16 protein-coding genes are annotated in these 20,070 nt (G+C 61.2%); 6 read left to right on the forward strand and 10 right to left on the reverse strand.

Annotated elements, in window-relative coordinates; translation table 11 throughout:
* Positions 1–274: 274 nt before the first annotated feature.
* The gene (locus tag AB5I78_RS01200; RefSeq protein WP_369301788.1) at positions 275–1,270 is read right to left on the reverse strand and encodes a D-cysteine desulfhydrase; all 996 of its coding nucleotides are present in this window, start codon (positions 1,268–1,270) and stop codon (positions 275–277) included.
* 166 nt (positions 1,271–1,436) lie between these two features.
* Here AB5I78_RS01200 and epsC point away from each other — a divergent pair, with 166 nt between their 5' ends.
* The 4 genes from epsC to mgrA all read left to right on the forward strand — a co-directional run bounded on the left by epsC (position 1,437) and on the right by mgrA (position 7,406).
* The gene (gene epsC / locus AB5I78_RS01205) at positions 1,437–2,363 is read left to right on the forward strand and encodes a serine O-acetyltransferase EpsC (protein ID WP_242201411.1); all 927 of its coding nucleotides are present in this window, start codon (positions 1,437–1,439) and stop codon (positions 2,361–2,363) included.
* A gap of 416 nt (positions 2,364–2,779) precedes the next feature.
* The gene (betT, locus tag AB5I78_RS01210) at positions 2,780–4,741 is read left to right on the forward strand and encodes a choline transporter BetT (protein ID WP_178119672.1); all 1,962 of its coding nucleotides are present in this window, start codon (positions 2,780–2,782) and stop codon (positions 4,739–4,741) included.
* Between the two features lie 168 nt (positions 4,742–4,909).
* Positions 4,910–6,259: an OprD family outer membrane porin gene (locus AB5I78_RS01215; protein ID WP_369301787.1), complete on the forward strand. Its 1,350-nt coding sequence runs from the start codon at positions 4,910–4,912 to the stop codon at positions 6,257–6,259.
* A gap of 109 nt (positions 6,260–6,368) precedes the next feature.
* Entirely contained in the window at positions 6,369–7,406 is a 1,038-nt protein-coding gene (gene mgrA / locus AB5I78_RS01220) for an L-glyceraldehyde 3-phosphate reductase (RefSeq protein WP_369301786.1), read from the forward strand.
* A gap of 404 nt (positions 7,407–7,810) precedes the next feature.
* On the opposite strand, the gene tauD is transcribed toward mgrA, so the two are convergent.
* The 7 genes from tauD to AB5I78_RS01255 all read right to left on the reverse strand — a co-directional run bounded on the left by tauD (position 7,811) and on the right by AB5I78_RS01255 (position 16,021).
* Positions 7,811–8,647, reverse strand: a complete 837-nt coding sequence (gene tauD / locus AB5I78_RS01225; protein ID WP_369301785.1) for a taurine dioxygenase — start codon at positions 8,645–8,647, stop codon at positions 7,811–7,813.
* An 11-nt stretch (positions 8,648–8,658) separates the two neighbouring features.
* Positions 8,659–9,495 carry a taurine ABC transporter permease TauC gene (tauC, locus tag AB5I78_RS01230; protein ID WP_369301784.1) on the reverse strand — a complete coding sequence of 279 codons (837 nt, stop codon included), beginning with the start codon at positions 9,493–9,495 and terminating at the stop codon, positions 8,659–8,661.
* Positions 9,492–10,271 carry a taurine ABC transporter ATP-binding subunit gene (gene tauB / locus AB5I78_RS01235; RefSeq protein ID WP_369301783.1) on the reverse strand — a complete coding sequence of 260 codons (780 nt, stop codon included), beginning with the start codon at positions 10,269–10,271 and terminating at the stop codon, positions 9,492–9,494. The genes tauC and tauB overlap by 4 nt, the downstream gene beginning before the upstream one ends.
* Before the next feature lie 18 nt (positions 10,272–10,289).
* On the reverse strand, positions 10,290–11,267 hold the full coding sequence (tauA, locus tag AB5I78_RS01240) for a taurine ABC transporter substrate-binding protein (RefSeq protein WP_369301782.1): 978 nt from the start codon (positions 11,265–11,267) through the stop codon (positions 10,290–10,292).
* A 248-nt stretch (positions 11,268–11,515) separates the two neighbouring features.
* The gene (gshA, locus tag AB5I78_RS01245; protein ID WP_145159796.1) at positions 11,516–13,099 is read right to left on the reverse strand and encodes a glutamate--cysteine ligase; all 1,584 of its coding nucleotides are present in this window, start codon (positions 13,097–13,099) and stop codon (positions 11,516–11,518) included.
* A 214-nt stretch (positions 13,100–13,313) separates the two neighbouring features.
* Positions 13,314–13,697 (reverse strand): PaaI family thioesterase, encoded by a 384-nt coding sequence (locus AB5I78_RS01250; RefSeq protein WP_145159798.1) that lies wholly within the window; start codon positions 13,695–13,697, stop codon positions 13,314–13,316.
* On the reverse strand, positions 13,697–16,021 hold the full coding sequence (locus AB5I78_RS01255; RefSeq protein ID WP_369301781.1) for a Tex family protein: 2,325 nt from the start codon (positions 16,019–16,021) through the stop codon (positions 13,697–13,699). The genes AB5I78_RS01250 and AB5I78_RS01255 overlap by 1 nt, the downstream gene beginning before the upstream one ends.
* A gap of 355 nt (positions 16,022–16,376) precedes the next feature.
* On the opposite strand from AB5I78_RS01255, the gene ompR reads away from it, so the two are divergent.
* Positions 16,377–17,117, forward strand: a complete 741-nt coding sequence (gene ompR / locus AB5I78_RS01260) for a two-component system response regulator OmpR (RefSeq protein WP_053255745.1) — start codon at positions 16,377–16,379, stop codon at positions 17,115–17,117.
* Between the two features lie 116 nt (positions 17,118–17,233).
* Positions 17,234–18,547 carry an ATP-binding protein gene (locus tag AB5I78_RS01265; RefSeq protein ID WP_145159800.1) on the forward strand — a complete coding sequence of 438 codons (1,314 nt, stop codon included), beginning with the start codon at positions 17,234–17,236 and terminating at the stop codon, positions 18,545–18,547.
* 143 nt (positions 18,548–18,690) lie between these two features.
* Here the strand turns inward: AB5I78_RS01265 and rimK are convergent, their stop codons facing one another.
* Both rimK and AB5I78_RS01275 read right to left on the reverse strand, forming a co-directional pair.
* On the reverse strand, positions 18,691–19,596 hold the full coding sequence (rimK, locus tag AB5I78_RS01270; protein ID WP_025855543.1) for a 30S ribosomal protein S6--L-glutamate ligase: 906 nt from the start codon (positions 19,594–19,596) through the stop codon (positions 18,691–18,693).
* The gene (locus AB5I78_RS01275; protein ID WP_370004704.1) at positions 19,593–20,057 is read right to left on the reverse strand and encodes an ATP-dependent zinc protease; all 465 of its coding nucleotides are present in this window, start codon (positions 20,055–20,057) and stop codon (positions 19,593–19,595) included. Before AB5I78_RS01275 ends, rimK begins: the two co-directional genes overlap by 4 nt.
* Between the last annotated feature and the right edge of the window lie 13 nt (positions 20,058–20,070).

Here is a 20,070-nt window from a genome sequence, read left to right on the forward strand (position 1 = left end):
CCCCTGTGTTTTTTATGTTGAGCGAAGCAGGTGACGTAGTAGTCGTATCCTGCCTTAAAGCGCGAAGCGCGTCTTCGCCTTCGGCGCGACTATAAAGCCAGTTTCTAAGACTTGAAAATAATATAAATTCAATTTGTTATGCGATTTAAGAATATGTGGTGGATCTAATGTGGAAGCGGGCTTGCCCGCGATAGCGGTGTATCAGCCAACACTTTTGTAGCCGACTGACCGCTATCGCAGGCAAGCCAGCTCCCACATTTTGATCCGTGTTTATTCAGTTAAACACGGAGTCATACGCAAACAACGCCGGCGCTCCGCCGGTGTGCAGGAAAATAATCGGCCCGTCCTCAAACCGCTGGCGACCGATGCCATCGAGCAAGCCGGCCATGGCCTTGCCCGTATACACCGGGTCCAGCAGCAGGCCTTCCTGGCTTGCCAGTAACTTGACCGCCGCCAGGGTGCCGGCGTTCGGTTCGCCGTAGCGCGGGCCGAAATATTCGTCCCACAGGATCACTTTGAATGCGTCGGGAACGCCCACGCCGAGCAACTCGGCGGTGCGTTCGGCCAGGCCCTGCACTTTCGGGAACTGAGCTTGCTCGGTGCGCGACACGGTAATGCCCACCACCGGCAAATTTGGCAGCACTTCGCTCAACGCCAGGGCGAGGCCACTGTGGGTGCCCGCACTGCCGGAGGCGAGTACCACGGCGGCGAACTCAATGCCGCTGGCTTCGATCTGCCCGGCTAGCTCCAGCCCGGCGCGCACGTAACCCAGCGCCCCGAGTGCATTCGAACCGCCGATCGGCACCAGGTACGGCTTCTTGCCGTTGCTGCGCAGGCGATCGGCGAGGGCATTGAGCTGGTCGTCAACGTTGTCGAGGTTCTCGACCCGTTCTACTTTGGCGTCAAACAGCTCCAGCAACAGGCGATTGCCGTTGCCCAGGTAGTTCGGGTCTTCGGTGCCGGTCGGGTTCTCCAGCAGTGCCACGCAACCCAGGCCCAACTTGGCGGCCAGCGCAGCAGTCTGGCGCACATGGTTGGACTGGATCGCGCCGGCGGTCACCAGGGTGTCGGCGCCTTGAGCGAGGGCATCGGCAGCCAGGTATTCGAGTTTGCGCAGCTTGTTGCCGCCCATGGCCAGTGGCGTGGTGTCATCGCGCTTGACGTAAATGTCCCTGCCCAGCCAGGCCGACAGCCGCTCGAGTTTTTCCAGGGCAGTGGCACCGCCCAGCAGGTCCAGGCGGTTAAAACGGTCGAGCTGTTGTTTGATCATGGCGACGCACAGTGGCTAAGTGATGGGGCGACTATAGGCAGGCACTTTTCAACCGGCAACCGCCAATCGCTTATGTCGGTTAGTTCTTAGCATCACACCATTGGTTCTTAAGGGCCGTCTGGGTGCATACCGTAAAGTGATGGGCAATTCGTCAGGAGTGAATACCGTGAGTGAGCGTTCCAGCCATTGGCAATTGCAGACCATCGTCAGCCAGCTGCGCAGCGCCCGGGACCAGTGGCGAACGCGCAATGGCCGCTTGAGTGGCGAGCACGGCGGCCGCGAATTGCCGTCGCGCGAGGCCGTGGCGCAGATTCTTGAGTCGCTGTGCGGCGCGTTGTTCCCGATGCGCCTGGGGCCGGTGGACTTGCGTGAAGAAAGTGAAGACTTTTACGTCGGCCACACCCTCGACGTCGCCTTGAATGCCCTGCTCGGCCAGGCGCGCCTGGAGCTGCGCTACGCCGCACGCCAGGGCGGCAAGGATGACGGCGAGGTCGATGCCCTGGCGATCCGCCTGATCCAGGATTTTGCCCTGGCCCTGCCGTCGCTGCGCAGCCTGCTGGACACCGACGTGCTGGCCGCCTACCACGGCGACCCCGCCGCGCGCAGTGTGGATGAAGTGCTGTTGTGCTATCCGGGGATTCTGGCGGTGATTCACCATCGCCTGGCGCATCATCTGTACCGCGCCGGGCTGCCGCTGCTGGCGCGGATCAGCGCGGAGATCGCGCACTCGGCCACGGGTATCGACATTCACCCGGGCGCGCAGATCGGCCCGAGTTTCTTTATCGATCATGGGACGGGTGTGGTGATTGGCGAAACCGCGATCATCGGCGAGCGGGTGCGCATTTATCAGGCAGTGACGTTGGGCGCCAAGCGCTTCCCGGCAGATGAGGACGGGCAGTTGCAAAAAGGCCATCCACGCCATCCGATTGTTGAAGATGATGTGGTGATCTACGCCGGGGCGACGATCCTGGGGCGGATCACCATCGGCAAGGGCTCGACGATTGGCGGCAACGTGTGGCTGACCCGCAGTGTGCCGGCGGGGGCGAATATCACGCAGGCGAATTTGCAGCATGAGGATGGGGCGCAGAAATAGTTTTTGAGCCACGCGCTGATCGAAGGTGGGAGCTGGCTTGCCTGCGATGGCGGTGTATCAGGCGACAGACGTGTTGCTGACCCACCGCCATCGCAGGCAAGCCAGCTCCCACATTGGATCGCATTGCAAATCCGAGAAGGTTTCTTCCCGAAATCGCTGAACGATTTACCTCGCGCACCCGTCATACCAATCCCTGAGCTAGTGTAGGAATGACCTACCACTCAGCCCTGCGATTAGTCCCAAACCGCCTATTCATGTTTAACTTGAATGTTCGTTCAAGTTAAACCGGTGGTTCGCTGCCCGCTCACAACAGGAGGCTTACCTTTGCTGAGTCCGTTATTTACAGCCACATCCCACACCCTGGGGGTGCATCGTTCATGAGTGCATCGTCCACCCCATCCAGCGGCATGGTGCGCATGAATGCGCCCGTTTTCTACTTTGCCGCCAGTTTCATCCTGCTATTTGGCATCACCGTCATCGCTATCCCGCAACAGGCCGGTGCCTGGCTGCTGGCTGCGCAAAACTGGGCGGCCAACACGGTCGGCTGGTACTACATGCTCGCGATGACGCTGTATCTGGTCTTCGTGGTGGTCACCGCGCTATCGGGCTACGGCAAGATAAAACTCGGTGCCGACCACGACGAGCCCGAATTCAGCTACCTGTCCTGGGCCGGCATGCTGTTCGCGGCCGGGATCAGCATCACGCTGTTCTTCTTCTGCGTGTCCGAGCCGCTGACGCACCTGGTGCAACCGCCCCAAGGCGCGCCGATGAACGCCGATGCCGCGCGCCAGGCCATGCAGATCCTGTTTCTGCACTGGGGCCTGCACGGCTGGGGCGTGTTCGCGTTTGTTGGCATGGCCCTGGCGTATTTCGCCTACCGGCATAACCTGCCGCTGGCGCTGCGCTCGGCGCTGTACCCGCTGATCGGCAAACGCATCAACGGCCCCATCGGCTACGCAGTGGATGGCTTCGGCATCATCGCCACCGTGTTTGGCCTGGGCGCCGACATGGGCTTTGGCGTGTTGCACCTCAATTCCGGGCTGGATTACCTGTTCGGCATTGCCCACACCCAATGGATACAGGTCGGCCTGATCACGCTGATGATGGGCGCCGCGATCCTCGTCGCCGTCTCCGGTGTCGACAAGGGCGTGCGGGTGATGTCCGACATCAACATGCTGCTGGCCTGCGCACTGCTGCTGTTTGTGTTGTTCGCCGGGCCCACCCAGCACTTGCTCAACACCCTGATCCAGAACATCGGCGACTACCTTGGCGCCTTGCCGACCAAGAGTTTCGATGTGTACGCCTACGACAAACCCAGCGACTGGCTAGGCGGTTGGACGGTGTTCTACTGGGCCTGGTGGATTGCATGGTCGCCGTTCGTGGGCCTGTTCATCGCACGTATTTCCCGTGGGCGCACCATCCGTGAGTTCGTGTTCGGCGTGCTGCTGATCCCGCTGGGCTTTACCCTGGCGTGGATGTCGATCTTCGGCAACAGCGCCATCGACCAAGTGCTCAACCACGGCTTGACCGCCCTCGGCCAGTCGGCCATCGATGACCCGTCGATGAGCCTTTACTTGCTGCTGGAAACTTACCCGTGGAGCAAGACGGTCATCGCGGTCACGGTGTTCATCAGCTTCGTGTTCTTCGTCACCTCGGCCGACTCCGGCACCGTGGTGCTGTCGACCTTGTCGTCCAAAGGCGGTAACGCCGATGAAGACGGGCCGAAATGGCTGCGTGTGTTCTGGGGCGCGATGACTGCATTGGTCACCAGTGCCTTGCTGTTTGCCGGCAGCATCGACTCGCTGAAGTCGGCGGTGGTGCTGACCTCGTTGCCGTTCTCGCTGATCCTGCTGCTGATGATGTGGGGGCTGCACAAGGCGTTCCACCTCGAATCGCAAAAGCAGATTGCCCAGTTGCATTCGCTGGCGCCGGTATCGGGCTCACGCAAGGGCACAGGCGGTTGGCGCCAGCGCCTGAGCCAGGCGGTGCATTTTCCGTCGCGCGATGAGGTGTACCGGTTCCTTGAAACCACCGTGCGCCCGGCGATCGAAGAAGTGACGGCGGTGTTTGTCGAAAAAGGCCTCAGCGTCGTCACCCAGCCCGACCCGTCCAACGACAGCGTCAGCCTGGAAATCGGCCACGGCGAAGAGCATCCGTTCGTGTATCAAGTGCAGATGCGTGGCTATTTCACGCCGTCGTTTGCGCGCGGCGGCATGGGCTCCAAGCAGCTCAACAACCGCCGTTACTACCGGGCGGAAGTGCACTTGAGCGAGGGCAGTCAGGACTACGATTTGGTGGGCTACACCAAGGAGCAGATCATCAACGACATCCTCGACCAGTACGAGCGGCACCTGCAGTTCCTGCACTTGGTGCGCTAGTTCCCTCTCACCAAAAAAAGCCCGCAAAGCCCCGTTCTACGGGGCTTTCTTAAATTTAATTTCATTCGTTGAAGCCGCGCTTTGACGCGCAACTGTCATCTGGCCACTGCGTAATTGTGTGAAGCGTTTGACGCTTTCATTTCAGAACAGTGACGGAGACCGGTAACAATGAAGGCGTTAATAAGCCCCGTGGTGGGTGTCGCCATGGCGAGCTTTATGCTGTCCGCCCACGCCGATTTTATCGACGACAGCCACGCCGATGTGACCTTGCTCAACCGCTACCTCAACCAGCAAGGGCGTGATGTGGTGAACAGCAACGCCAAGGCCCACAGCATTCGTGATTGGGGCCAGGGTTTCGAGTTCAACTTCAAGTCGGGCTACACCGATGGGCCGGTTGGTTTTGGCCTTGATCTGCAGGCCTTCTATGGCTTGAAACTGGATTCCGGTGGTGACCTCAATGACAAGGATCACCAGGGCCGCTACCCCGGCAGCATGTTCCCGTTGGACGACGGCAAATCCGCCGACCAGTTTGGCGTGCTGAGCCCCACGTTCAAGATGCGCTTTGCCAAGGATGAGCTGCGCGTGGGCACGCTGTACGGCAACAACCCGGTGCTGGCCAACACCGACGGGCGCCTGTACCAGCAGACCAATACCGGCGTGCAGCTGGTGTCCAAGGACCTTAGCGATTTCACCTTCACCGGCGGCGATATCTTCAAGACCAAGATCCGCAACGAAACCGGCGACCAAGGCATGATCACCGCCGGTGGCACCAAAGAAAGCGACCGCTTCCTGTTCGGCGGTGCGGACTACACCGGCATTCAGAACACCACCGTCAGCCTGTGGTATTCCAACCTTGAGGATTACTACCAGCAGTTCTTCCTCGGTGCCAAACGTCATGACGCGGTGGCCGTGGGTGCATTCGACACCGACGTGCGCGTGTTCCGCAGCCTGAGTGTGGGCGCCAACGCCGATGGCGACAAAGACTTCGCCGGGGCCGGCCTCTACGGTGACGGCACCAGCAAAGGCCGCATCAACCAAACCACCGCCAGCTTGCTGGAGAGCTACAGCCTGGACGGCCATACCGTGGGCCTCGGTATCCAGAAAAACAGCGGCGACAGCGACTTCCCGTACCTGGATTCGGGTCTGAACAGTGGTGACGCACGCCAGGGCCCAGGTTCAGGTGCGGACACGCCAGCGCTGACCAACATGCAGCTGAACAAATTCCAGCACGCCGGCGAGCGTACCTGGCTGGCGCAGTACAAATATGACTTCGGCAAGCTGGGCCTCACCGGCCTGACATTCTCTGCCGCCTATGCCCACGGCGATGACATCCGCACTGCGCAGGGCGACAGCAGCGAATGGGAACGCAACATCGCGGTGGCCTACCAAGTACCCACCGGCACCCTCAAGGGCCTGGGCGTAACCTGGAAAAATGCCCACGCCAGCCCTGACATTACCGGTGCCACTGTGCAAGATGAAAACCGATTCTATGTCAGCTACGTCGTTCCACTTTGGTAGGAAATTGCTGTAAAAGAGACGGGCATAGTTAAGCGATTCAGCGGCTTAAAAGGCCTGGGAATAACCTTATTCCCAGGCCTTATTTGCCCCTAAGCCCAGAGAGGATTCGATGACGTACATTGCTGCCGAAAACCGCTATGAATCTATCCCTTATCGCCGCGTAGGCCGCAGTGGATTGGTGCTGCCTGCACTGTCCCTGGGGCTGTGGCACAACTTTGGCGACAGCACCCCGATCGACACCCAGCGCGCGTTGCTGCGCACCGCGTTCGACCTGGGCATCAACCACTTCGACCTGGCCAACAATTACGGCCCGCCCTACGGCAGCGCCGAGATCAACTTCGGCCGTTTGCTGCGCGAAGACTTCAAGCACTATCGCGACGAGCTGATCATCTCCAGCAAAGCCGGCTGGGACATGTGGCCCGGCCCTTACGGCCAGGGCGGCGGTTCGCGCAAATACGTATTGGCGAGCCTGGACCAGAGCCTGCAACGCCTGGGCGTCGACTACGTGGATATTTTTTACTCCCACCGTTTTGATGCCGACACGCCGCTGGAAGAAACCGCCAGCGCCCTCGCCACTGCCGTGCAACAGGGCAAGGCGCTGTACATCGGTATCTCGTCTTATTCCGGCGTGAAAACCCGCGAGATGGCTGCGCTGCTCCAGGAATGGAAAGTGCCGTTGCTGATCCACCAACCGGCCTACAACCTGCTCAACCGCTGGGTGGAAAAAGACCTGCTGGACACCACCGAAGAACTCGGTGCCGGGGTGATTGCGTTCACGCCGCTGGCCCAGGGTTTGCTCACCGACAAGTACCTCAACGGCGTGCCGGCGGATGCGCGGGTTAATCGTCCAGGGGGTGGTTCGCTGCAGGCCAAGCACTTGTCCGAAGCCAACATCGCCCACGTGCGCGCGCTGAATGAAATCGCCAAGCGTCGCGGCCAGAGCCTGGCGCAACTGGCGCTGGCCTGGACCCTGCGTGACCCACGGGTGACCAGTGCGCTGATCGGCGCAAGCCGGCCGGAGCAGATCATTGAAAACGTCGGGGCGCTGCAGAACTTGAGCTTCAGTGTCGAGGAACTGGCGGAAATCGATCGGTTTGCCCAGGAAGGCGGGATCAACCTGTGGGAAAAACCATCGACCGCTGAATAACCTGATAGCACCGGGTCAGTGTGGGAGGGGGCTTGCCCCCGATGGCGGTGTCAGCCAGGTGACCAGTTGACTGACCCAGCGCTATCGGGGGCAAGCCCCCCCCCACATTTGATGTGCAGTGTGGCGGCTAGAACGGCAAAACCCCAAGAATCGACTCGCCGCTGCGGCCGGTAGTCATCGACCGCTGAATAACCTGATAGCACCGGGTCAATGTGGGAGGGGGCTTGCCCCCGATGACGGTGTCAGCCAGGTGACAAGTTGACTGACCCAGCGCTATCGGGGGCAAGTCCCCTCCCACATTTTTGCTCTTCAGCGTGGCAAATTTATTCGCCACGACTTGATCACTGTGGGAGCCGGGCTTGCCCGCGATGGCGGTGGGTCAGTCGATGAATGTGGTGCCTGGCTTAAAAGGGCGCGTCGCCCAGAATCGTTGCGCGGTGCATCACCCGCCGTTGTGGCCGGTAGTCATCGACCGCGTAATGCTGGGTCACGCGGTTGTCCCAGAACGCTACGTCATTCTCCTGCCAGCGCCAGCGGATGGTGAACTCTGGCCGTGTCGCATGAGCAAACAACAGCTTGAGAATCGCTTCGCTTTCGGCCGGCTCCAGCTCATTGATCTTGGTGGTAAACCCATCACTGACAAACAGCGACTTGCGCCCACTCACCGGGTGCGTGCGCACTACCGGGTGCGACAGCGGCGGGTTTTTCTTGCGGGTTTCTTCCCAGCGCGCCAGGTCTTCGGCGGTGTTGCCAAAACGCTCCAGCGGGAAGGATTTGGTGAAGTCGTGTGTGGCGGTCAGGCCATCGAGCAAGCGCTTGAACGGCGCCGACAGCGCCTCATACGCCGCAATGCCACTGGCCCACAACGTGTCGCCACCAAACGCCGGCAGCAGCTTGGCGCTGAGCACCGCGCCGAGGGCCGGCGTGGGCAGGAAGGTCACGTCGGTGTGCCATACGGCATTGTCACGCACGTCGGTCACGGCGGTATCCAGGATCAGCACTTCGGGCTGCTCCGGCACGTTGGGGTAAATCGGGTGAATGTGCAGGTCGCCAAAATTTGCCGCGAACCGCGCCTGTTGCTGTGGGGTGACGGCTTGTCCACGGAAGAACAGCACCGAGTGGGTGAGCAACGCCTGCTCGATGGCGTCGCGCTGTTCCAGGTTCAGCGGCTGGGTGATATCGACGCCACTGATCTGGGCGCCCAGGGCGGTGCTTAATGGCGTAACGGTCAGGCTGCTCATGCTCTTCTCACTCAATGTGCCTGGCCATGCCAGGGCACCCATTTACGCTGCAGGGCACGCAGGCCCATTTCCATGGCGAAGGCGATCAGGGCGATCACCAGAATCCCCAGCACCACCACATCGGTGACCAGGAACTGCGCCGCCGACTGCACCATAAAACCCAGGCCGCTGGTGGCGGCGATCAACTCGGCCGCAACCAAGGTCGACCAGCCTACGCCCAGGCCGATACGCACACCGGTGAGGATCTCGGGCAGGGCGCTCGGCAGGATCACGTGGCGAATCAATTGGGCACGGGTGGCGCCCAACGACTGTGCGGCCCGCAGCTTGGCCGGGTCGACGGTGCGCACGCCGGTCGCGGTGGCGATGGCGATAGGCGCGAAGATCGCGAGGTAAATCAGCAGCACCTTGGACAACTCGCCGATGCCGCACCAGATCACGATCAGCGGCAGATAAGCCAGCGGTGGAATCGGCCGGTAAAATTCAATCAGCGGGTCGAGAATGCCGCGCGCAATACGGTTGGCACCGATGGCAATGCCCACCGGCACGGCGGTCAGCACCGCAAAACCCAGACCCAGGCCGATGCGCTGCAGGCTCGCGCCCAAGTGCTGCCACAAGGTGGAATCCATGTAGCCAGTGGTCGCCAGCAGCCAGCCTTTTTGCAGCACGGCGGACGGTGGCGGCAGGAACAGCGGTTCGATCAAACCGGTGGCAGTCACCGCCCACCAGAGTGCCAACAAGGCAAACAAAGTGAGCACGCTGATCCACCGTGTGCTCAGGCTGCGACGCACCGGAATAACGGCGTGAGCCACCGGCTTGGTGGCGGTGGCGGGGAGTTCGTAACTGCTCATGCGGACACCTGCCGTTGCGAGAACACTTTGCCCAGCACGTGCTCGCGGGTTTCGATAAAGCGCGGGTCGGACTTGATCGCACGTGCCGATTCACCGGCGGCGTAGCGCTGGCCGAAGTCCAGGTGCAAGCGCTCAACGATCTGGCCCGGGTTGGGCGCCAACAGGATCAAATCGGTGGCGAGGAACACCGCCTCTTCGATGTCATGGGTGATCAGGAACACCGGCTTGGCTGTGCGCCGCCAGACTTGCAGGAGCAATTCCTGCATCTGTTCGCGGGTGAAGGCATCGAGGGCGCCGAAGGGTTCGTCCATCAGCAGCACACGCGGGTCGGCCGCCAGCGCGCGGGCCAGGCCCACGCGTTGCTTTTGGCCGCCGGACAGTTGCCAGATACGGCGGCTGTCGAAGCCTGCCAGGTCGACCAGGGCGAGCATTTCCCGGGCGCGGATTTCGCGCTGGGCCTTGGGCACGCCGGCCAGTTCAAGGCCGAAACCGACGTTGGCCAACACGTCCTGCCAGGGCAGCAAGGCGTCGTCCTGGAACACCACGCCGCGCTCGGCGCTGGGGCCTTTGATCGGCACGCCGTCGAGGGTGATGCGCCCGGCAGAGGGTTCGACGAAACCGGCAATCAGGTTCAACAGCGAGGTCTTGCCACTGCCGGACGGGCCGAGGGCCACCAGCAATTGCTGGGGCCCAAGGTCCAGTGAAATATCAGACAGTACCGGTTCTGTGGCGCCTGGGTACTGTGCGCTGATGCGCTCCAGTTGTAGCAAGGCCATCGCAATGAACTCCTTGAATCAGTGAGTGATGAACTTGGCGCTGACGTAAGGGGCGTAGTCCGGCAGCACGGCGTCGACCTTGCCTTGCTCCTTGAGAAACGCGGCGGTGTCGGTCACAGCCTTGGTGGTCGGGGCGCCCAGCAGGGTCACCTGATCAGCGGCCAGCGGGTAGACGTTGCCTTGCAGCAGCAGCGGGATATCAGTGGCCTTGGCGCCGGAAAGCTTGACAAGCTTGTCGACGTTGCCTGTGTCGGCGAGCCACGCTTGTGGGTCTTTGCGGTATGCGGCGTAGGCGTCCAGCGTGACTTTGGCGAAAGCGGTGACGATTTCCGGGTGCTTCTCGGCGAAGTCTTTGCGCACGATCCACGCATCGAAAGTCGGCGCGCCGAACTTGGCCAGTTCGCCGGAGGTGATCAGCACCTTGCCGTTTTCCTTGGCCACGCCCAGGGCGGGGTCCCACACGTAGGTGGCGTCGATGTCGCCGCGCTTCCAGGCGGCGATGATGGCCGGTGGCGCGAGGTTGAGGATGGTCACTTTCGAAGGGTCGATGTTCCAGTGCTTCAGCGCGGCCAACAGGCTGTAGTGGCCGGTGGACACGAACGGCACGGCGATCTTTTTGCCGATCAGGTCCTGCGGGCTGTTGATCCCCGAACCATTGCGCGCCACCAAGGCTTCGGCGCCGCCGATCTGGGTGGCGACGAGGAAGGTTTCCACTGGGACTTTGCGGGTAACAGCAGCGGTCAGCGGGCTGGAACCCAGGTAGCCGATCTGCACGTCGCCGGAGGCGATGGCGGCGATGATGTCGGCGCCATTGTCGAATTTGCGCCAGTCGATCTTGGCATTGGTGGCTTTTTCGTACGCGCCGTCGGCCTGGGCGACTTTCGCCGGGTCCACGGTGGTTTGATAAGCGATGGTGACATCTGCCGCCTGGGCAAACAGGCTGGCACCGGCCAGGGACAATGCAGCCAAGAGGCGCAGAGGGGTGGGCAGTTTCAAGGGGAAGCTCCTCAATCAGGCGGCCGAGGGTCGGCGTGTGAGGAGACTAAATGATCTAAGAACTCGAAAATAAATAACGTTTTCGAATTAGCTTATTAGAAGAAGAGTGACCGCAGGTATTCAATCAGACGAGGGCAAATGTGGGAGGGGGCTTGCCCCCGATGGCGGTAGATCAATCACTGATGGGTGACTGACACTCTGCTATCGGGGACAAGCCCCCCCACATGTTGAGCCGGGTTCGGCTTCAGTTAGTTACTGATCGCCAGGATGCTCGCCTGGTACGACCCGACGAACACATCAAAGTCGCCGACCTCGTTCTGCTCCAGTTCCGCCTGTTGCGCCAGCGACGTGCGCGCCAGTTCTTCAAAACGCGCCTGCTCGTCGGCTGGCAGCGGCTCTTTACGGAAATGCTCGGCGTGCACCTCGCTCTGGTGCAGGGAGAATTGCGCAAAGCTTTCCTTGCGCTCGGCCATCGCCGCCAACACTAGGGCCGACGGCGTCAGGGACGGATCCTTGACCTTCGCCAGCTGAGCGTCCAGCGCCTCGCTGTGCTCGGTAATGCCATGGCTCTGATCCAGCAACGCCGCCAACGGCGCAATCTGCTCCAGCAGCTCGGTGGCCCATTCCTTCATGTCCACAGGCTGGCCCTGACGCTGCAATTGCAGGCCCGGACGGCGACCTTCCTTGACCACGCTGAGGAAGTTGGAGGTGGCATTGCCGCACTCGTTGTTGGCGAACAGCGGGCTGTCGTTCAGTGCGCAATACAGCAGGAACGCATCGAGGAAGCGCGACTCCGGCAGGTCGATACCCATCGGCAGGAACGGGTTGATGTCCAGGCAACGCACTTCGATGTACTGGATGCCACGGGCCACCAGCGCCTGGATGGGGCGCTCGCCGGTGTAGGTCACGCGCTTGGGGCGAATGTTGGAGTAGTACTCGTTTTCGATCTGCAGGATGTTGGTGTTGAGCTGAACCCACTCACCGTCCTTATGGGTGCCGACTTCGACGTAGGGCGCGTAGGGCGTTGCCACCGCTTCGCGCAGGCTGTCGGTGTAGCTGGCCAGGTCGTTGTAGCACGGCGTGAGGCCGGCCTGGGCGTTGCTCTGGTAACCCAGGTCGCTCATGCGCAAGCTGGTGGCGTACGGCAGGTACAGCGTGTCGGCGTCCAGCACCTCCAACTGGTGCGAGCGACCGCGCAGGAACCCTGCGTCCAAGGCCGGCGAGGCACCGAACAGGTACATCAGCAGCCAGCTGTAGCGACGGAAATTACGGATCAATGCAATGTAGGCCGTGGACTGGTAGTCGCGGTCGGTGCCGACGAAACCTTCAGTCTCCTTGAGCAATGGCCACAACTGCTCCGGCAGGGAAAAGTTGTAGTGAATGCCGGCGATGCACTGCATGGTCTTGCCGTAACGCAGGGCCAGGCCCTTGCGGTAAACGTATTTGAGCTGGCCGATATTGGAGGTGCCGTAGTAGGCAATCGGAATATCTTCCTCGGCCGGCAACGGGCACGGCATCGACGGGCTCCACAGGTACTCGTTGCCGAGTTTGCTGTAGGCAAAGCGATGGATCTTGTCCAGGCTGCTCAGGGTATCGGCCGGGTTGGGCAGGGCTGGGGTGATGAACTCCAGCAGCGATTCCGAGTAGTCGGTGGTGATCAATTCGTTGGTCAACGCGGCGCCCAGGGCTTCGGGGTGCGGCGTTTGTGCCAGGCGACCCTCACCCGTGACGCGTAGGCATTCGCGCTCGATGCCGTGCAAGCATTGCTCTAGCAGGGAGAGGTGTTCGCGCTTGCCGAGCAGGGCCAGGCGGCGGTTGAGAAGTTCGCTCAAGTTGGATTCCTTCACGCGTCAGTCGCCCCAATATGGGGGTGGGCAGGACGGTCTACAAGGGTGAAGTTAAAACTGGCGTTATCGCCTGGTTTTGAGTCAATTTGACCCGCTTTGAAAAAGCCTACTTCACTCCATGAATTGGGCTATAGCGCAGCAAGAAAATTCCGACGCTGTTGTCGCAGCGCCGAAATTAACTCAAATCGAGGGCGGGGAGCTATAGGACAGCGAATGTGCCTTGTGCTTTTGCGACCAGTTTGTCGTCCTGATACACCTCTGCTTCAACCACCAACGTGCGCCGACCTGCGTGGATAACACGGCTGGTGCACAGCACGTCGCCGTCGGACACGGCACGGATATAGTTGATTTTGCACTCGATGGTCGCGCTCTGCTGGTCGAAGCCATGGGAGCTGGAACAGGCCAGCCCCATGGTGATGTCCACCAGGCTGAAAATCGCCCCGCCGTGGAGCTTGCCTGCACGGTTGCGCAGCTGCGGCTCCAGGGTCAGGGCCACCTCGGCAACGCCCTCGTCCAGGCGTTGCAGGCGACAGCCGATCAGCTCGCTGAACGCGCTCTGGGTCAAACCGGCCGGGATTTCCATCAGCGTTTCTTCAACTGTTTGGCATTGGCGAACAGCGACGCCATGGCGTTGTTGCTAGGCGCTGCGGTGGCGGTTTCTTTGCGCGGTGCGTTGTTCTGCGACTGGCGTGGCGCCGAACCTGGGCGGGCGCCACGGGCTCCGTCGATTTTCTCGCCGGGGGTGTCGCTCATGCGCATCGACAAGCCAACGCGTTTGCGTGGAATGTCGACTTCCATGACCTTGACCTTGACCACATCACCGGCTTTCACCGCTTCGCGAGGGTCTTTGATGAACTTCTCCGAAAGCGCGGAGATATGCACCAAACCGTCCTGATGCACGCCGATGTCCACAAACGCGCCGAAGTTGGTCACGTTGGTGACCACGCCTTCGAGGATCATGCCCAGTTGCAGGTCCTTGAGGTCTTCGACGCCGTCCTGGAACTCGGCGGTCTTGAACTCGGGACGCGGGTCACGGCCAGGTTTTTCCAGCTCTTGCAGGATGTCGGTGATGGTCGGCACGCCGAAGGTTTCGTCGGTGTACTTTTTTGGGTCCAGGCGCTTGAGGAACGCGGCGTCGCCGATCAGCGAGCGAATGTCGCGGTCGGTCTCGGCAGCAATGCGCTGTACCAGCGGGTAGGCTTCCGGGTGAACCGCCGAAGCGTCCAGCGGGTTGTCGCCGTTCATTACGCGTAGGAAGCCGGCGGCCTGTTCAAAGGTTTTTTCGCCCAGGCGTGCGACTTTTTTCAGCGCAGCGCGGGTTTTGAACGCGCCGTTTTCGTCGCGGTGGGTGACGATGTTCTGCGCCAGCGTGGAGTTGAGGCCGGAAATACGGGCCAGCAGCGCGACCGAAGCAGTGTTCACATCCACGCCGACCTTGTTCACGCAGTCTTCCACCACCGCATCCAGACCGCGTGCCAGTTTCAGCTGCGACACGTCGTGCTGGTACTGGCCCACACCGATGGATTTAGGGTCGATCTTCACCAGCTCGGCCAGCGGGTCTTGCAGGCGGCGAGCAATGGAGACGGCGCCACGGATCGATACGTCGAGGTCCGGGAATTCCTTGGAGGCCAGTTCCGACGCCGAGTACACCGACGCGCCGGCCTCGGAGACCATGACTTTGGTCATTTTCATGGCTGGGTATTTTTTGATCAGCTCGGCGGCCAGCTTGTCGGTTTCACGGCTGGCGGTGCCGTTGCCGATGGCGATCAGGTCCACGGCGTGCTTGGCGCACAGCGCGGCCAGGATGGCGAGGGTCTGGTCCCACTTGTTGTGCGGCACGTGCGGATACACGGTGGCGTGGTCCAGCAGCTTGCCTGTGGCGTCGACCACGGCCACTTTGCAGCCGGTGCGCAGGCCCGGGTCGAGGCCCAGGGTCGCACGCGGGCCGGCCGGCGCGGCCAGCAGCAGGTCGTGCAGGTTGTGGGCGAAAACATTGATCGCTTCGGTTTCGGCGCCGTCGCGCAGCTCGCCGAGCAGGTCGGTTTCCAGGTGGGTGTAAAGCTTGACCTTCCAGGTCCAGCGCACGACTTCACCGAGCCACTTGTCCGCCGGACGGCTCTGATTCTGGATGCCGAATTGTTGACCGATCATGCCTTCGCACGGGTGCATGGTGCCCGGCAGCTCGTCGCCGACCTTCAGCGCGGAGCTGAGAATACCTTCGTTGCGGCCGCGGAAAATGGCCAGTGCGCGGTGCGACGGCATGCTCTTGAGCGGTTCGTCGTGCTCGAAATAGTCGCGGAACTTGGCGCCTTCCTCCTCTTTGCCGGCGATGACGCGGGCGCTGAGGGTGGCTTCCTGTTTCAGGTAGTTACGCAGTTTTTCCAGCAAGTTGGCGTCTTCGGCAAAACGCTCCATGAGGATGTATTTGGCGCCTTCGAGGGCCGCCTTGACGTCGGCGACGCCTTTTTCGGCGTTGATGAAGCGCGCGGCTTCGGTTTCCGGGGTCAGCGACGGGTCGTTGAACAGGCCGTCCGCCAGGTCACCCAGGCCGGCTTCCAGGGCGATCTGGCCCTTGGTGCGGCGCTTCTGTTTGTACGGCAGGTAAAGGTCTTCGAGGCGGGTCTTGGTGTCGGCGAGTTTGATGTCGCGTTCCAGTTGCGGGGTCAGCTTGCCTTGTTCCTCGATGCTGGCGAGGATGCTGATGCGCCGTTCGTCGAGTTCTCGCAGGTAGCGCAAGCGCTCTTCCAGGTGCCGCAGCTGGATGTCGTCGAGGCTGCCGGTCACTTCTTTACGGTAACGGGCGATGAAGGGCACCGTGGAGCCTTCATCCAGTAGAGCGACGGCCGCTTCGACCTGTTGTGGGCGTACGCCGAGTTCCTCGGCGATGCGGCTGTTGATGCTGTCCATAAAACCACCTGAAATTCTGAAAGCAGCTCGCAGGCCCGGAAAACAAGGCGTTGCAAGGCTGGTTGAGCGGCCCGACTGGCGCCGCTACCTGGGTCAAAAGGCAGCCTGTTGACCCTCGAAATCGGAAAATTGCTGCCCGTCGCGGTAAAAAATAGCGAGGCAGCAAGCAGTAAAGTCTGACATTGCTCAGCGCAAAGGCGGCGCATTATAACCAGCGTTCTGCAGCTGGGGGGATTGCGCCAAAGGTTGCAGGGCGCGCGTTCGCTGGCGGTAGAGGAAAAATCTGCTAACAATGCACACGGTGCGTATAACGGCAGCTACGCCATAATGCGCGCCGAGATAAGAGGAGCATCTAATGAGCAGCACTGCACAAACTGCTGAAGGCGAAAAAATTCTCATCGTTGATGACGATCCGGGGCTGAGCAGCCTGCTGGAGCGTTTTTTCAACTCCAAGGGCTACCGTGCCCGCGCGGTGCCGAACACCGAGCAGATGGACCGCCTGTTGGGGCGCGAAGTGTTCAATCTGGTCGTACTCGACCTGATGCTGCCCGGCGAAGACGGCCTCACCGCCTGCAAACGCCTGCGCGGTGCGAACAACCAGATTCCCATCATCATGCTTACCGCCAAGGGCGATGAGCTGAGCCGCATCAAGGGCCTTGAGCTGGGCGCTGATGATTACCTGGCCAAGCCGTTCAACCCGGACGAGCTGATGGCCCGGGTCAAAGCCGTGTTGCGCCGTCAGGCAGCCCCGGTCCCCGGCGCGCCAGGCAGCGAAGACGAAAGCGTCACCTTTGGCGACTATGAACTGTCGCTGGCCACCCGTGAGCTCAAGCGTGGCGAAGAAGTGCACATGCTGACCACCGGTGAGTTCGCCGTGCTAAAGGCCCTGGTGATGAACGCTCGCCAGCCGCTGACGCGCGACAAACTGATGAACCTGGCCCGTGGCCGGGAGTGGGATGCTTTGGAGCGCTCCATCGACGTGCAGATTTCCCGTCTGCGCCGCATGATCGAGCCGGACCCGTCCAAGCCACGCTATATCCAGACGGTGTGGGGTGTGGGTTATGTGTTCGTGCCGGATGGCACCGCAACCAAGTGACCGATGATTTGCAGGCGCGGGCATCCGGCGTTTGACTCCATGAGAGTCAACGGGATGCCCGGCGTCTGCAATTCTGCGAGCGCCGCTCGTTTCTGCAAGGTGTCCAGCCGTTTCCTATGAAAACCCCGTTGTGGTTCCCGCAAAGTTTCTTTTCCCGCACCCTTTGGCTGGTGCTGATCGTCGTTCTGTTTTCCAAGGCACTGACGCTGGTTTATCTGTTGATGAACGAAGACGTGCTGGTGGATCGGCAGTACAGCCACGGCGTCGCACTGACGCTTCGTGCCTATTGGGCCGTCGATCCCGAAAACCGTGAAAAGGTGGCCAAGGCATCGACGCTGATTAGAGTCGACGGCGCCGGTGTACCTGAAGGCGAGCAGCATTGGCCCTACAGCGAGATTTATCAGCGCCAGATGCAGGCTGAGCTGGGGGACGACACCGAGGTGCGATTGCGCATGCATGTTTCGCCTGCGCTGTGGGTGAGGGCGCCGAGCCTGGGCGACGCGTGGATCAAAGTGCCGCTTTACCCGCACCCGTTGCGGGGACAGAAGATCTGGAACGTGCTGGGCTGGTTCCTGGCGATTGGCCTGCTTTCAACGGCATCCGCCTGGATTTTCGTGCGCCAGCTCAACCAGCCACTCAAACGCCTGGTCTTTGCCGCGCGCCAACTGGGGCAGGGGCGCAGTGTGCGCCTGCCGGTCAGCGATACGCCCAGTGAGATGACCGAAGTGTACGGCGCCTTCAACCAGATGGCGGAAGACGTTGAACAGGCCGGCCGCGAACGCGAGCTGATGCTGGCGGGCGTGTCCCACGACCTGCGTACACCGTTGACACGGTTGCGGTTGTCCCTGGAGTTGATGGGCAACCATAACGACCTCACGGATGACATGGTGCGTGACATCGAAGACATGGACGCGATTCTCGATCAGTTCCTGGCGTTTATCCGTGATGGCCGCGACGAAGTGGTCGAGGAAGTCGACCTGACGGACCTGGTGCGCGAGGTGGTGGCGCCCTACAACCAGAACGGCGAACAGGTGCGCATGCGCCTGGAGCCGATTCAGCCGTTTGCCTTGCGGCGGGTGTCGATGAAACGCCTGCTCAACAACCTCATCGGCAACGCCTTGCACCATGCCGGTTCCGATGTGGAAGTGGCGGCGTATGTGTCCGGCGACAGTACTGCGCCTTATGTGGTGTTGAGTGTGATGGACCGCGGTACGGGGATCGACCCGGCGGAACTGGAAGGCATCTTCAACCCGTTCACCCGTGGTGACCGTGCCCGGGGTGGCAAGGGCACGGGCTTGGGATTGGCGATTGTGCGGCGGATTGCTTCAATGCACGGCGGCAATGTTGAACTGCGCAACCGGCCGGACGGTGGCCTGGAAGCACGGGTGCGCTTGCCGTTGGGGCTGATGCTGCCCAGGGACGCTGTCTAACAAACAACAAAGATCAAAAATGTGGGAGCGGGCTTGCCCGCGAATGCGGTGGACCAGTCAATAGATACATCGACTGACACCCCGCCTTCGCGAGCAAGCCCGCTCCCACATTGGTGTTGCAGGGTGGCAACGCTTGCCGCGTATCAGCCCTTGCCCTTTGTGCGCGTCATATTTGGCCCACCATTCTTTTCCAGATGCTGGATGATGATTCCCGCCACATCCTTGCCGGTGGTGGTTTCAATCCCTTCCAAGCCCGGCGATGAATTCACTTCCATCACCAGTGGCCCGTGGTTGGAGCGCAGGATATCCACACCCGCTACCGCCAGCCCCATCACTTTGGCCGCCCGCAGCGCGGTCATGCGTTCTTCCGGTGTGATCTTGATCAGGCTGGCGCTGCCGCCACGGTGCAGGTTGGAGCGGAATTCCCCCGGCTTGGCCTGGCGTTTCATTGCCGCAATTACCTTGTCACCCACCACGAAGCAGCGGATGTCCGCACCGCCGGCTTCCTTGATGTATTCCTGCACCATGATGTTCTGCTTGAGGCCCATGAATGCCTCGATCACCGATTCGGCAGCAGTCGCGGTTTCGCACAGCACCACGCCGATGCCTTGGGTGCCTTCCAGCACCTTGATCACCAGCGGCGCGCCGTTGACCATGTCGATCAGGTCGGGAATGTCATCGGGGGAGTGGGCAAAGCCGGTCACCGGCAGGCCGATACCGCGCCGCGAGAGCAATTGCAATGAGCGCAGTTTGTCGCGCGAGCGGGCAATGGCTACCGATTCATTGAGGGGGAATACGCCCATCATTTCAAACTGGCGCAACACCGCGCAGCCATAAAACGTCACCGAGGCACCGATGCGCGGGATCACCGCATCAAAGCCTTCCAGCGGTTTGCCCCGGTAATGGATCTGCGGCTTGTGGCTGGCAATGTTCATATAGGCACGCAACGTGTCGATCACCACCATTTCGTGGCCACGTTCGGTGCCGGCCTCAACCAGGCGGCGGGTGGAATACAGACGCGGGTTTCGCGACAGCACAGCAATCTTCATGCAGCACCTGGGGCAGAAATAGTAGAGACCGGGAACACCGGCTTGTCTTGAACGTACTTGACGCCTGGACTGACCACCAAGTGGCCGTCAATCAGCGCCTTGGAACCCAGCAACAGGCGGTAACGCATGGCCTTGCGACAGGCGAGAGTGAACTCCACTCGCCACACCCGATCACCCAGCGCGAGCGTGGTGCTGATCACATAGCGCACCTGCGCATGGCCGTTAGAGCTCTTGATAGTTTTCATTGTCACCACCGGCGCCTCGCAGCGGCGGTGACGCAGTTGCACCACGCTGCCCAGGTGCGCGGTAAAGCGCACCCACTTCTCACCGTCGCGCTCAAATGGCTCGATATCGGTGGCGTGCAGGCTCGAGGTACTGGCACCGGTGTCGATCTTTGCGCGCAGGCCAGCCACTCCCAAGTCGGGAAGTGCCACCCACTCACGCAGACCCACAACGGTCAAATGGTCAAATGTC

Origin of the sequence: Pseudomonas sp. N2-3-1-14 (assembly GCF_041228395.1) — a bacterium.
Taxonomy (GTDB): domain Bacteria; phylum Pseudomonadota; class Gammaproteobacteria; order Pseudomonadales; family Pseudomonadaceae; genus Aquipseudomonas.